The sequence below is a fragment of the Pedobacter sp. ASV28 genome (assembly GCF_016428855.1).
Taxonomy (GTDB): Bacteria; Bacteroidota; Bacteroidia; order Sphingobacteriales; family Sphingobacteriaceae; genus Pedobacter.
In genome coordinates, this window is sequence record NZ_JAELTN010000029.1 from 53,355 (window position 1) to 67,011 (window position 13,657).

Here is a 13,657-nt window from a genome sequence, read left to right on the forward strand (position 1 = left end):
AAATTTCATAATTCCTTAAAAACGCTATATTTGCAAAAAATAAAATCATGCTACGCATTAAACATATCCAAAAAAATAGCCATAACCCGTCTTGTGGGTTAAAGTGCTCGGGTATGGATTTTATTTTCCTTTCGGGCCACTAACGTTATACCGTTACCATTCCATTTCATTTTTTTATCATTAAAAGATCGAGGCCTTAAGGCATTTATCAAAATTTTCAATACTTATCCGCATGGACATTTTATATACTGTAGAGGAAAAATATTTACAGGCCATTGAAGAGCTATATTATGGCGAACTGCCCAAAGCACTTCATTTATTTCACGAAATAATCAAAGCAGATGCAGCTTATGCCAGGGCTTATTATAGATTGGGTAATCTATATCAATATGAATTTAAGGATTATCCAAGCGCAGGCTATTACTATCAGCAATGTATAACCATAGATCCGGCTTTTCCCGATGTTTATGAGCATTACCTGAAATTGTTGGTCACTTTGGGCAAACACAAAATGATAGCAGCTATAGCCGAGCAGGCATTTGGTACTGCTGGCGTTTGCCAGTGGCAGCTGCATGAAGTTTTGGGCGCCTATGCCGAAACACAACAGGATTTTGCCAAGGCCCAAAGCCATTATGAACAAGCTGGTTTGATGAGCATCTGCTCTACTGCGCACCAAACGTTTCAGGAACATGTGAAACGGGTGAGGGCCAAACAACAGCATAAACAGCCATGGGTATATGCCTATTAGTTAAGGTGGCCAAAGGGAGATGGGGAACTGTGTTCAACTGCCCATATAAAGCCCTATTTAAATTTGGCCACCTTTTAGAAATGCCAGTTGAACCATAGAATTTGTAAATTGGTCTAACCCTATGTTCGAATAAAGGGCTCTAATACCATAAACTTATGTCAAAAATAGAAACGGTTATTGCAGAATTGAAAAAGGTAGAGCACGGTTTTAAACCGATGATCGCCGCAGGCGATGAACTTTTGCACATCAGTGGGCAAGATCATTTGGCACTGGCGCGCTCGTTGTTGGAACAGGAAGCCCATCAGGCACGAATGCTGGGTACCTATATGTTGGGAGAACTTGCTGCCCATCAGGAAGAGGCACTAAAAATACTCAGGGAAAAGGTAAGTAAGGATAGAAGCTGGCAGGTGCAGGAAATGTTGGCCAAGGCTTTTGATCGTTATTGTAGCCATTTGGGCTATGAAAATGCATTGCCCATAATCAAAGCCTGGCTACAGGATGGACAGGCGAATGTTAAAAGGGCTGTAATTGAAGGCTTGAGAATCTGGACCGGAAGGCCCTACTTTAGGGAGTACCCCCAAGTGGCCATTGACCTGATCGGTGCACACCGTTCGGCAGACAGCGAATACCTGCGGAAATCGGTGGGCAATGCCCTACGCGACATTAAAAAGAAACATCCAGAACAGGTAGAAAGCTATCTTGCCAACTGGGATTTGACAGACAGAAGAGTGCTGTTCACCAAAAAATTGATAGGGAAATGAATATAAAAAACCACCAACACAAGGCCACCCAGATAGCCGAACTCATATCGGATGAGCTGATCATTAAAAAGGCAGAGGATGGATTGGACGTACTGGGCAATTTATATTATCAGGGCTTTGACAAGATCATTATCCACCAACAAAATATCACCCCTGATTTTTTCGACCTCAAAAATGGCATGGCAGGCGAAATACTCCAAAAGTTCTCTAATTATAGGGTGCGTTTGGCCATTGTAGGAGACTTTAGTGCCTATACCAGCAAGAGCATCAAGGATTTTATTTGGGAAAGCAATAAAATAGGGCATATCTATTTCTTGACTTACCTTTCAACGGCATTGGACAAGCTTTCTGGTCACTGAAACCTGCCGAAGACAAGGGTTTTTTTAGGCGCCTGATGTCTGTAGTTATGCTTATATTAGGACTAATTAACTGTAGGAAACACATTAATCATCGTTATAATTTACAATGGGTATTTTATCTTTTTTTAAGAACAGGCCAAACGCAAAACGAGAGGCTGACAATCAAGCTGAGGTGCCGGAGCTGAACAAGCCCGAAGTCACGGAAGAATTTAAGCGCTTAAGTGAAAAAGCTTATGGATATCTACATCAACAACAAGATCTTACAGAAGAGAAATACGGAATTGGAAAATATGAAAAATGGTTTTATGACCAGACAACAGGTTATTTAACATTTTCTGATGGAGATACCATTAAGCTAAAAATAAAATATGAAGAGGTGGGCTCCATTTCAAAAATAAGTGGAACATGGCTTTGGTCTTGGGCAAATCCGCATCTGGAAGAAAAGATAAAAACAGCTATTTTAAAAGTCAAAGACTATGGACGGGAGCATCAATTGGAACCGTTGACCAAAAGAAAATGGTACGCCGACGAATATGATGGTTGGGAAATGACCGCCATAACTGCTTATCTCATGAAAGCAAAGGGCGCTTACCGAGTGCCTACAGAAAACACATTTTCGTTTATGGTTTACAAAGAGATCATTGACCTGAGAAAGTAAGTGCGAGGGCAGCTCATGTTGAAGTAGAAACGTGGATGAGTAGGGGGGGAGCTTTGAACATTCCCAGTCGATCAGTAAACTGTTCAAGGCTAAAACCAACCTTTCCCCTCTGGCGTTCAGAAATTCCTTTAACTGAGCACAGCTGTGTTTATAGCGTTTTTATTCTATACTACTAAATTTAAAAAGTATTTTGAACCTAATTTTAAGATGTCGATATTCGTTGCTAGGTCCGTTCTTGTCTAAAATTGACTGATGTGCTCGAATTTGGGCTGTTCCAATTTTTAGTCATATGCTACTTCATAATCAATAATTAATAACCGAAATGAAAAAAACAATCTTAATGCTCTCGGTAGTCACGCTGTCGATCATAATGTCTTGTTCAAAAAGTAAAGATGAACCAACAGAAGAAACAAAAACAAATTGCCAACATACAGAAACAGCTTATACCTATAGTGGTTCCAATACCAGCAAAACAACATTTACCTATACCTATGATGCCAATGGCAGAATTACAAAATTTGTTGAAAAAGAAGGTACAGATACCTACACCACCAATTATACCTATGCTGCCACAGAAATAAAGGAGATTTTTGAAGGGCAAACCACAACTTATAAGCTTGATGCCTCGAACAGAATTGTTTCCGATGAGCATTTCCAATACCTCTATGATGCCAATGGCTATCTTGTACAGCGAAAACATATTGGAAGTAATTCAATAGATACCTATAGCTACACTAATGGTAATCTTACCAAGATAGAAATAGGAACTACGACATATGTGGTTGAGTACAGTGCGGTCGAAGCTAAAGGTAGCCCCATGCTAACAGGCCCAGATATCGCTATACCTTACGAGCTAACAGGTGTACTTAAAGGATATTTTGGGAAAGCATCGAGAAATCTTATTGCAAAAATTACGAGCACGGGGACATACCCATCCCAGAGCTATACACAAACTTTTACCCACTCCATAGATGCTGTAGATAACGTAATTAAGGTGGTAATAACCGAAAGCACAGGTATAATTTTCACACTTGATCACAAATTCGAATGCAAATAGAAATGGAGCCATAGTAATATGGCCCTTTCATTAAAGCCCTTTTTACCTATTTTTAAAACTTGATAAGATACTTAACAAATAGAGGGATCTTAAACTTCAAAAAAAGCTATAGCACAAAGTTTGGTCAAGAAATATCAGGGAGCTATCATACAGCAGCATTTAGACAAAGGAGCAAAAGCTTATTCTGGTTGGAGAGCCGCATGGATTGGTCTTGTCGGCGCCATTATTCTAATGGCCTTTTTACTTCCTATTGTACCTGTGTTAGATGGAGAATAGCTATAAAATAAGGTTAAACACAAATTACATTGTTTATAAGGGCCGTTATATGCCTATCCCTGCATATTTCTATGGGATTTGAATTCCCTTCTAGTCTAAGCATTTTTGTCTAGCGCAAGCATTAGCGTAACCTGTACCTGTTTTATCGATAGCGGTGCTTGTGCTTAATAGCTGGTAAAGTTTTTTGACCTAGGCCCAAGCGGACGCTTGCGCCAGAGTGGGGGGTACTGCGGGTTTTACCAATACCTTTAACGAAGTCGACCTGCGGTCGGGCGGGAAATGGAACTTTGTTATGCATGGGCCAGACTAGGGAAACTATGCCAATGAATGTGAATTAATAAAAATAGAAAAACCAAGCCTCATTGTCTGGAAACGTTTTTCGAAACCCATTTTTCAGGTGGTAGCCAACACCTGAAAAAGTAGCAGCGAACGAAACAAAAATCGTGTTCAGTCAGATTTTCAATTCGACAAAAGAGTGCAACAAGGTAAAGACATTTGCTGCCGATAAAAACGAGGAAAATTTTGATCGTCTTGAAACGGAACTGTCCAAAATGATTTTGTAAATTACGCAGAAAGTAGGATGACCAAAATAGCCCCAAAAACTGGAGCGAAAAATAACAAAAGACATCTTGTAAGTAATATGCGGGCTATAATTATATGCAGTTCTGAATAATAATATAAATGGAAAACCAACAAGAAATTTTAAATACAGATCACGTTGAAAAAGATTCTAATGTAGAAGTCCAACAGCTCATAAGCTTAAACAAATTTATTTTTTTATCGATCATTTCATTAGGCTTGTATGAAGTATGGTGGGTATACAAAGCTTGGCGCTTTTACCAGCAGAAAGAGAAGTTAGATATTCTGCCGGCAGTTAGGGCTATATTTAGCATCTTTTTCCTGATCTCTTTATTTAATAGGATCCTTAACTTTGCAAAAACCCATGGATATAGACATAGTTACTCTCCTGTTTTACTTTTTATTGGAGCCATTTTTGTAAGTTTATTAGCTTGCCTTCCAGATCCTTTTTGGTTAGTCTCCTATTTGAGCATTGTATTTTTCATTCCTCCATTTAAGGCATTTAATTATGCGAGGCAACACGCTGCGGATCTTAGGGTAGTGGAACAGACTTCATTCAGTATCAGGCAGATTGTCCTTGTCGTAATCGGATCAATATTTTGGGCGATATGCTTCATAGGTCTTCTGTTGGCAGGTGATTATTCTTATTGATTTTTTTGAAAGGAGATGGTGCCCCCAGGTTAAAATAATCAACGATATATTCTAAAAAGCTGAATGATACAATATAAATCGAATATGAAATGAAAGGTAAAATTATTATATCTTTTATCTTCCTTATAACATATACAGGTCATGGCCATAAAAAATATCATCGAATCAATAGTTCAAAAGCATAAGGAAAATGGCATCGATGTAAATATTCCTGCAACACCTGAAGATATAATTGCGTTTGAACAACAGATAGGTTTTGCATTACCAGCAGATTTTAAAGAATTTTATACAATATGTAATGGTTTCGGCTGCAATGAGGATATTTTTAATATAATAGCACTTGGAGATATTACATCCTATCCACAAGACTATAGTGCAAATTGCTTCTACTTTAGCGAGTATATGATATATTCAGATATGTGGGGATTAAGGTTTATGGGCCATGGAAAATATGAAATATTTAATGGAAGCTATCCGGATATTACCATGACCTCATCACTTGAAGAATTTTTAAATAGATTTCTAAAAGGAAATGTTTTTGAAACTGATGGATTGTATGATTGGCATGAAAAGCTTCAGAATAAACTATAAGGGCTTTAATATAATGGTCCGAATAAAGCATATTTCTTCCCAAATGGTTAGTAAGCATATGAAGAATACATTCTACCTATTGATATTGGTAACCTTATTTTTTTCCTGTGTGCAACCAAAAGAGAAAAAAGATCATCGCGTTACTTTGACCGATACCAAACAGACCAATTTTCAAAAGATAGAAAAAGAGCGCTTAAAAAAGAGAAAGAAAATTGAAGCGCAAGAGGGGGCAGATAGTTTAAAGCTTGATCGGGTTTTAAGCAATGCGCTGGAAATTGCCATGCAGAATATCGATAAGGTTAAATTTAACAAAAAATATGAAGTAACGCTCGATAGTAGCTACAACGTAAAGGTCGAAATAAATTTGGGCGATTATTTTACACCGTCGTTTTCCCACCTCATTATTCGAAGATATAGCCCAGGCAATATCTATATGGATATCTATGCAAAAAATGGCCATCACTTTGAAAAAGTGCTTGTGCACGAAGAATGGGAAATGACCTATGTAGGCGATACCATTCGCGATATCAATGGAGATGGACTAAAGGATTTTGTGGTGAACTGGTATGGCAGTACCGGTTGTTGTCTTAAGGCTTTTAGCAATGTCTATCTGCTGCGGGCCGATCAGAAAACATTTTCTAAGAACTTTCAATTTATAAACCCCAGTTTTTCTCCTAAAGAGCAAGTGATTAGAGGTGTATGTTACGGCCATCCAGGTGAAACGGAAATGTATAAATATAAATGGAAGGGCGAAGCTATCGACACCTTGGAATATATTACCTATGAAAAAAATAAAAAAGGGAATAATACCGGGATGATAATTGTATCAAAGAAACGATTCCATAACGACAAAAATAAAGTGTTCAGGCGATTAAAGTCTGTGCCAAAAGAATACAAAAGAATTGAAGGTTATGATTGGTTTACCGGAACAGGCTATAAACAGTAGGGCTGCGACCATTCAAATGAGGATGGACATCATCCTTTCAGGATCTTTTAACAATTTATGAATTGATTTTTCTAGTATAATTTCAACAATCTTGGTGGTTTAAAGTCCGAAGGACTGCTATTGCAATAGAAAATTTACCAAATTAACCCATTTAATGCCGAAGCGCTGACATTATTCCTTATCCCTAATCCAAGTTAAAATAACATCGCCCAACAGATCCGCTTCTATTTTTGGCTACACCAAAAATAGATTAAGCCACATCTGTTTTTTGAACGTTAACCATTTTTGTAACCTCAAAAGACAGTAACATGAAAATAGTATTAACAGGCTCATTAGGGCACATTGGAAAACCGCTGACCCAAAAATTGGTTGAGAAAGGCCATTCGGTAACGGTGATCAGTAGTAATCCTGCCAAACAGGCCGACATCGAAGCTTCGGGTGCTCAGGCGGCTATCGGTTCCGTAGGCGATGTCAACTTTCTAACAGATGCCTTCACCGCTTCGGATGCCGTCTACTGTATGGTTCCACCAGATTTTGGCCAGGCCGATCAGGTTTTATATTACCAAAACCTCGGTAATACCTATGCCAATGCCATTCGTAAAGCTGGCGTAAAAAGAATCGTTCATCTAAGCAGTTATGGAGCACACCTTTCCTCGGGTACGGGATTTATTACCGGATCATATCAGGTGGAACAGCTATTGAATGCCATTGCCAATGTCCACGTTACACATGTACGCCCTACATTCTTTTATTATAACCTGTTGCACTTTGTAGAAATGATCAAAACGGCGCACTTCATAGGGGCTGTGTATGGCGGAACGGATAAGCTGAGCATGGTTTCGCCCACAGACATTGCGGTGGTCATTGCCGAGGAACTACAGATCGGCGAAGGGGCAAACGTGGTACGTTATGTGGCCAGCGACGACAGGACCTGCAATGAAATCGCTTCGGTATTGGGAAAAGCCATTGGCATGCCCAATTTGAAATGGCTCGTTTTGCCGAAGGAAAATGTATTGCAGGCACTCAAAGAAGCGGGTATGCCCTCAAATGCTGCCGATAACCTGGTGGAATTGGGAGAAGCTATCCATAGCGGAAAACTCAGGGAAGATTACGGGCTGCATACTCCTGTTTACGGAACGGTGAAATTGGAAGCATATGCCGTGGAGTTTGCCCGAATATTTAAGGCCAAATAAGTAATTTTAGGAAATGAAAAATAAGTTGCCCGTACGCATAAAGACTATTCAGGAGTTCCATCAGCTTAGGGGATTGCCCAAAGCCGAGCACCCTTTGATCAGTGTGGTAGATTATCGGTTGATCAAATATCTTCCCGAAAAAGAATTGGATAGCTGGATATTGGACTTTTATTCCATTTCTATGAAAAGAACGTCGAGCTCCAAAATAAAATACGGACAGCAGGATTATGACTTTGACGAAGGCCTGCTGTTCTTCATGGCACCTAACCAGGTATTCAGTATTTTGCGCAGCGATAAGCTGCCGCCAGCACATAGCGGATGGATCTTATTGATCCATCCCGATTTTCTATGGCATAGCCCTTTGGCAAAAACCATCAGGAAATATGAATACTTTGATTATGCCGTAAGCGAAGCCTTATTTCTTTCAGAACGGGAAGAAGGTATTCTAAATCATATTGTCGGGCACATTCGGCAGGAATATAGTGGCAATATGGATAAATTCAGCCAGAAAATTATCATTTCACATATCGAAACCCTGCTCAATTATGCAGAACGGTTTTATCAAAGGCAGTTCATCACCCGAAAAATAGCCAGTCACCTTATTCTCGAACGTTTGGAAAAAATGCTCACCGACTATTTCAACAATAGTGATTTGATAGGTAAGGGCCTGCCGACCGTTCAATACATTGCCGATACACTTAATGTTTCGCCCAACTACCTGAGCGGCCTGCTAAAAATATTAACTGGCCAAAGTACACAGCAGCACATTCACGATAAATTGATTGAAAAAGCAAAAGAAAAACTATCTACTACCAGCTTGTCGGTCAGCGAAATTGCCTACGAACTGGGCTTTGAACATTCCCAATCGCTCAGTAAACTGTTCAAGGCTAAAACCAACCTTTCCCCTCTGGCGTTCAGAAATTCCTTTAACTGAGCACAGTTGTGTTTATAGCATTTTTATGGCAAAGCCCCAATTTGGTTTGTCAATGCCTCTAATTAAGTTTGGAGCAATGGTCGTTATAATGGGAAGCTTAGTGTGAACCTGTATATTTTACCTGAATACCTGAATGAATAAACGGTGGGTAAAGTCATTTGCTTTTATGCCGCAGAAGTAATAGTTTAGAACAAATTAACCACTTGGGGTGCTAAAAAATTTATCAACGTTGTAAAAAGCCCCCACAAGATTAATATCGACCTAGATTTGATCATGGAACAAAACCAAAACAAACCAGAAACAGGGGGCCAGGGAGCCACACCTTTTGCACAGACTTATTTTCATGGCACCAAAGCCGACCTAAAAATTGGCGATTTAATTGAGGTAGGTTTCAATTCTAATTATGGGCCGCGGAAAAATGCCAAATACATTTTTTTATCTGCCACACTTGATGCGGCCATTTGGGGTGCCGAGCTCGCCTTTGGCAATGGGAGGGAAAGAATTTATTTGGTAGAACCCATTGGCGCAATAGAAAACGACCCAGACCTAACGGATAAAAAGTTTCCGGGTAACCCCACACAATCTTACCGTTCCACCCAGCCCTTTAAAGTAATAGGCGAAGTGACCATCTGGCAAGGACACCCCTTGGCACAAGTGCAGGTCATGAAAGAACACCTTGAACGTTTGAAAGAGCAGGGCATTAATTCACTAAACGATTAAAAGCATAAACAGACAATTTTTGGAGCAAAATAACAATACCCTTTGGCATAGGGCATTAAGGTAAAGGTATTTATGGTTTATGGATAAGTCTCATATCAACGAGCCTTGGAAGTGTGTATACACGATCCATTCCTCAGCACCTCGCTTTGCCATAAGGTACTTTTGGTTCAGTTTTTAGGTGTTTTGTTCGTGCTTTCTTCGGGGCTTGTTCGGGAAAATGGCCTTTTTAGCGAAGGTGACACGAGCAATCCCCGAACAACACCCGAAGAAAGGTACATTTTTTAGCAAGCTTTAGGGTATGGGCACTTGTGGTGGTAGAGTGCTAAAAAATGGGTTCAAACGGACGCTTGTATCTCTGGGAGCTACCCCTTTCTGGTCTAGGCATTTTTGTCTAGCGCAAGCATTAGCGTAACCTGTACCGATTTGATCGGTAGCTTAAAAGCTACTAAAGTTTTTTGACTTAGGCCCAAGCGGACGCTTGCGCCAGAGTGGGGACGCCAAAATGTACAAAGTTAAATTTGATAATTGCAAGTATTATTCAATTTGGAAGACTGATAAAGGCGATATTGAATTAGCAATAGATCATGATGGAGTGGTGCGTTGTTTTGTTAGATTAATGTATCTTGACAAGATTAATAGTGAAGTGATAAGGCTAAAGATGATTTATAACTTTAATGCATCTCTTTCGAAGGAATCTTTTTAATAATAGAATCTTTGAAGTAAGCAATTTCGTTAAACATAAATAAGAATTGTTAGGTTCGACGCTAATAAAAGGAATAAGTGAGTGTAAACAGATTTAATCATAATAGACATAGCTGTCCTTCAACTATGGTTATCGAGGCTATGGAGCAGAATCTATTGGCTGTGAAATTAGCTTTAAAAAATACGACAAGGGTTGTTAATGGGAGCCAGAATACGTTTGGGATACTCGGATATCCTGCTGCAATTTTAATGTTTTCAATAGTTGATACTATTGGAAGCCATTTCAGAAAGTCTAAAGTGCAACCATTGATGATGTTAGGCTGTAATAGTGTTAAGATTTCTGCACAAGGCGATCAGCACTTTTATATACTTAATAGTGAGTACTTTAATCTAAATCTTGGAAAAGATGATATTAAAGCCTTTTACAAAATTGGTCGTAATGCTTTGAATCATAATTCATTGATTGGTGAAGAATTAACATTGTCAGCTACTTATAACAACCCATTTTTGGAGGTATGTGGGTTCTCTGGGAAAGGCAAATATGTTGTTCATTTAAATAGTTTTTATAATGCCTGTGCAAATGCGATTACCTTATTTAAGTTAAATAAGGACACAATTTTCGCAAATAGCATTAATGCTAAAATGTTCCCGAAAACTAAAGGGAGTGCTGTTTAATTAATACACTCCTCCTCTTCTGGTCTAAGCATTTTTGTCTAGCGCACGCATTAGCATAACCTGTACCCATTTTATCGGTAGCGGTGCTTAATAGCTGGTAAAGTTTTTTGACTTAGACCCAAGCGAACGCTTGAACCAAAGGGAAGATAAATGGAAATAGGCACAAGTGGATGCTTGAATCAGAATGAGAATGTTTATATATTTATTTTAGTTAAATATCCCAATTATATCATCAATGCTTGAATATACTATAAATTTTGATACGGACTTGTCAATAAAATTACTAACCTTAATAATTGCAAGTATTCTTGCGATTAAAGCAATAATCGAGTACCGAAAAACTCAGAAATGGAAAAAAAATGAATTTTTAGCTAAAGAAATTAAGGACTTTTTTGCAGATAGAGATGTTAAAAAAGCACTTTTGATTTTAGATTGGCATACAATAGACTTGCCTCTCTATGAGAATGAGATTCTGGAAAATAAAAATCGCACAATTTTTTTTAGAGAGGAAATTCATCTAGTGAATTCTTTATCTGTTTCTCCTAAGTCTGAATTCACAGATGAAGAAGCGGGGGTACGAAAAAGTATTGATGAGTTTTTGGTTAAATTATCAATGTTTCAGAATTATATTGATAATAAGTTAATCACAATTAATGACTTAAGACCTTATTTAGTTTACTGGATGAAAATAATAGGTGATAAAGATAATTTAATAAAGGAATCAAAATACAGGCAGAAGTTGTGGGATTTTATAATACACTTTGAGTATTATCAAGTTGTTAAACTATTAAAAAACTTTGGATATAAGATTGATTGAAGCAATTAAAGTTAAAAGTGGCTCCCCCTTCTGTCCTAAGCATTTTTGGTCTAGCGCAAGCATTAGCGTAACCTGTACCGATTTGATCGGTAGCGGTGCTTGTGGCTTAATAGCTGGTAAAGTTTTTTGACTTAGACCCAAGCGGACGCTTGAACCAAAGGGGATAAAATTGTGTATGAATAACCCTTGCAATCCTTCTAGCCACATTTCAATACTGCTCAAAAGATAGCAGTCTATCCATCAATTTCATCCAAAAAGCTGTGCAGTCCCTTAAATAAAGGTAATGGACTAAATCTTGGATATGTATAGGATTAGTATATTAGCGGTCAACTAAATAAGCTCAAATGAAGTGGTTTGTTATTCCCATTATAATTATGGTTGTGATACTTGGGTATGCTGTTATTAAGTATGTGCCTTCGTATCTCATGGATGTTTACTTGGAGAAGAAAGCGGCAGAAACAGCGGAAAGAAGGAATGATATTATCACTATAGAAGTCAGGGATAAAGATGGATACCTTGTTCACGTGCCGGATGGGAAGACTATGCATTCAATAAAATGGACTGACATCGGTAAGGTAGAGCTTTGTACAGACGAAAGGAAGTTATTGGTTTATAGGTCAGATGTAATTGATACCATCGCTACAGAAAGCCATTCGGGGTTTTTAAACTTGATTAAAGCTATGCCATTTGATATCCTCATGAACGAAAAATTAGTTGCTTTTAAGAAGACCTACTTTAAAGATTTGGATTGTTGCGATATCTGTGGCAAGGTGGGTTTAAAACAAGGCGAGTGCCTATATTGCGGTAGCATTTCGTATGAGCAGTATGTAAAGACTAACAATCTAATTGGAATAACAGAAGATGAGGGAAAGCTTGAGTACACCAGAAGAAAGCAATTGTTTTGGTTTTATGATGAGAACGGTATTAACTTCTATGATGATTACTTTCTGTTTGAGCGATGCCCTAATTGGAAGCCATCCGTTTCAAAAACTGAGGTTATAAAGTATGGAACAGAATAATAACTCTATCCAAAAATCTTTTCAACCTCCAATTGGCACATTCTCGTGTTTAGGATTTGAGGGACAGACGACTTATGTCTGTTAAGAATGTCTAGCGCAAGCATTAGCGTAACCTGTACCGATTTGATCGGTAGCGGTGCTTGTGCTTAATAGCTGGTAAAGTTTTTTGACTGAGGCCCAAGCGGACGCTTGCCAGAGGAGGAAGAAATTGTTGTTAAAGAGATAGTCGATAAAGCAAATTTGTCAGGTTTTGCTTTATATTAGAGTTATGAAAATTAAATCAGTGCTTATTTTAGTTGTACTTTTCACCTCTTGTACCATGAGAAAGCCTCGTGACCTTTATAAAGTTGTCATAGATAAAGATACCGTTACTATTGCTGCTTACACTTTGAAAGAAGCATATGAAGAAGCAGGAATTTTATTTGCAAAAGGTAAGGCAAAAGGTATTTATATTGATAAGCACATCGTTTTAATTGACGAAGAAGGTATCAAGTACACCATAAAATAGTTATGTTGTCATAGATAATATCGGCAGCTTAATGTATTATAACTAATCAAATGCTGTCTTGTCCTGAAATAGGCACAAGCGGACGCTTGCGCCAGAGTTGGTTTTGAAAATCGATGATATTGAGTTGTTAGGGCTTAATAGCACATTGTATAGAGTGGGTAAATAGGAAAAATTATATTTCTATTGTAAGGTTAATCAATACACTATCCCTTCTGGTCTAAGCATTTTTGTCTAGCGAAAGCATTAGCGTAACCTGTACCGATTTGATCGGTAGCGGTGCTTGTGTTTAATAGCTGGTAAAGTTTTTTGACTTAGACCCAAGCGGACGCTTGCGCCCAATGTCATTAAGTTAAGGAAATTAACACTGGTTAACAACTTATTGTAGCGATTTAGAACATGTTTTATTCGGTTTGCGAAAAAAGACATGGCAAGAAAACCACCGTTTCATTTTGTTGAGCTTAGC

General features: G+C 38.4%; 16 protein-coding genes. All 16 read left to right on the forward strand.

Going from position 1 to position 13,657, the window contains the following annotated elements:
• Positions 1-232: 232 nt before the first annotated feature.
• The 16 genes from JHD79_RS12265 to JHD79_RS12340 all read left to right on the forward strand — a co-directional run bounded on the left by JHD79_RS12265 (position 233) and on the right by JHD79_RS12340 (position 13,194).
• Positions 233-748 carry a M48 family metallopeptidase gene (locus JHD79_RS12265; RefSeq protein WP_199119527.1) on the forward strand — a complete coding sequence of 172 codons (516 nt, stop codon included), beginning with the start codon at positions 233-235 and terminating at the stop codon, positions 746-748.
• A gap of 155 nt (positions 749-903) precedes the next feature.
• Positions 904-1,509: a DNA alkylation repair protein gene (locus JHD79_RS12270; protein ID WP_199119528.1), complete on the forward strand. Its 606-nt coding sequence runs from the start codon at positions 904-906 to the stop codon at positions 1,507-1,509.
• Positions 1,506-1,868 carry a DUF4180 domain-containing protein gene (locus JHD79_RS12275; RefSeq protein WP_199119529.1) on the forward strand — a complete coding sequence of 121 codons (363 nt, stop codon included), beginning with the start codon at positions 1,506-1,508 and terminating at the stop codon, positions 1,866-1,868. Before JHD79_RS12270 ends, JHD79_RS12275 begins: the two co-directional genes overlap by 4 nt.
• Positions 1,869-1,974: 106 nt before the next feature.
• Positions 1,975-2,526: a DUF6882 domain-containing protein gene (locus JHD79_RS12280; RefSeq protein ID WP_199119530.1), complete on the forward strand. Its 552-nt coding sequence runs from the start codon at positions 1,975-1,977 to the stop codon at positions 2,524-2,526.
• A 322-nt stretch (positions 2,527-2,848) separates the two neighbouring features.
• Entirely contained in the window at positions 2,849-3,583 is a 735-nt protein-coding gene (locus tag JHD79_RS12285) for a DUF4595 domain-containing protein (protein WP_199119531.1), read from the forward strand.
• A gap of 120 nt (positions 3,584-3,703) precedes the next feature.
• Positions 3,704-3,859 (forward strand): hypothetical protein, encoded by a 156-nt coding sequence (locus JHD79_RS12290; protein WP_199119532.1) that lies wholly within the window; start codon positions 3,704-3,706, stop codon positions 3,857-3,859.
• 681 nt (positions 3,860-4,540) lie between these two features.
• Positions 4,541-5,089, forward strand: a complete 549-nt coding sequence (locus JHD79_RS12295) for a hypothetical protein (protein ID WP_199119533.1) — start codon at positions 4,541-4,543, stop codon at positions 5,087-5,089.
• 141 nt (positions 5,090-5,230) lie between these two features.
• On the forward strand, positions 5,231-5,680 hold the full coding sequence (locus JHD79_RS12300) for an SMI1/KNR4 family protein (RefSeq protein WP_199119534.1): 450 nt from the start codon (positions 5,231-5,233) through the stop codon (positions 5,678-5,680).
• A 58-nt stretch (positions 5,681-5,738) separates the two neighbouring features.
• Positions 5,739-6,626, forward strand: coding sequence for a hypothetical protein (locus JHD79_RS12305; protein ID WP_199119535.1), 888 nt, complete (start codon positions 5,739-5,741; stop codon positions 6,624-6,626).
• Between the two features lie 308 nt (positions 6,627-6,934).
• Positions 6,935-7,819, forward strand: a complete 885-nt coding sequence (locus JHD79_RS12310; RefSeq protein ID WP_199119536.1) for an NAD(P)H-binding protein — start codon at positions 6,935-6,937, stop codon at positions 7,817-7,819.
• A 13-nt stretch (positions 7,820-7,832) separates the two neighbouring features.
• Positions 7,833-8,753 (forward strand): AraC family transcriptional regulator, encoded by a 921-nt coding sequence (locus JHD79_RS12315; protein ID WP_199119537.1) that lies wholly within the window; start codon positions 7,833-7,835, stop codon positions 8,751-8,753.
• A 273-nt stretch (positions 8,754-9,026) separates the two neighbouring features.
• Positions 9,027-9,473 (forward strand): NAD(+)--rifampin ADP-ribosyltransferase, encoded by a 447-nt coding sequence (gene arr, locus JHD79_RS12320; protein WP_199119538.1) that lies wholly within the window; start codon positions 9,027-9,029, stop codon positions 9,471-9,473.
• 780 nt (positions 9,474-10,253) lie between these two features.
• Positions 10,254-10,850, forward strand: coding sequence for a hypothetical protein (locus JHD79_RS12325; protein ID WP_233164674.1), 597 nt, complete (start codon positions 10,254-10,256; stop codon positions 10,848-10,850).
• A 235-nt stretch (positions 10,851-11,085) separates the two neighbouring features.
• A complete protein-coding gene (locus JHD79_RS12330) occupies positions 11,086-11,667 on the forward strand; it encodes a hypothetical protein (RefSeq protein WP_199119540.1) in 582 nt (193 codons plus the stop codon).
• Between the two features lie 374 nt (positions 11,668-12,041).
• Positions 12,042-12,686 carry a hypothetical protein gene (locus JHD79_RS12335; RefSeq protein ID WP_199119541.1) on the forward strand — a complete coding sequence of 215 codons (645 nt, stop codon included), beginning with the start codon at positions 12,042-12,044 and terminating at the stop codon, positions 12,684-12,686.
• A 268-nt stretch (positions 12,687-12,954) separates the two neighbouring features.
• Positions 12,955-13,194: a hypothetical protein gene (locus JHD79_RS12340; RefSeq protein ID WP_199119542.1), complete on the forward strand. Its 240-nt coding sequence runs from the start codon at positions 12,955-12,957 to the stop codon at positions 13,192-13,194.
• Positions 13,195-13,657: the final 463 nt, after the last annotated feature.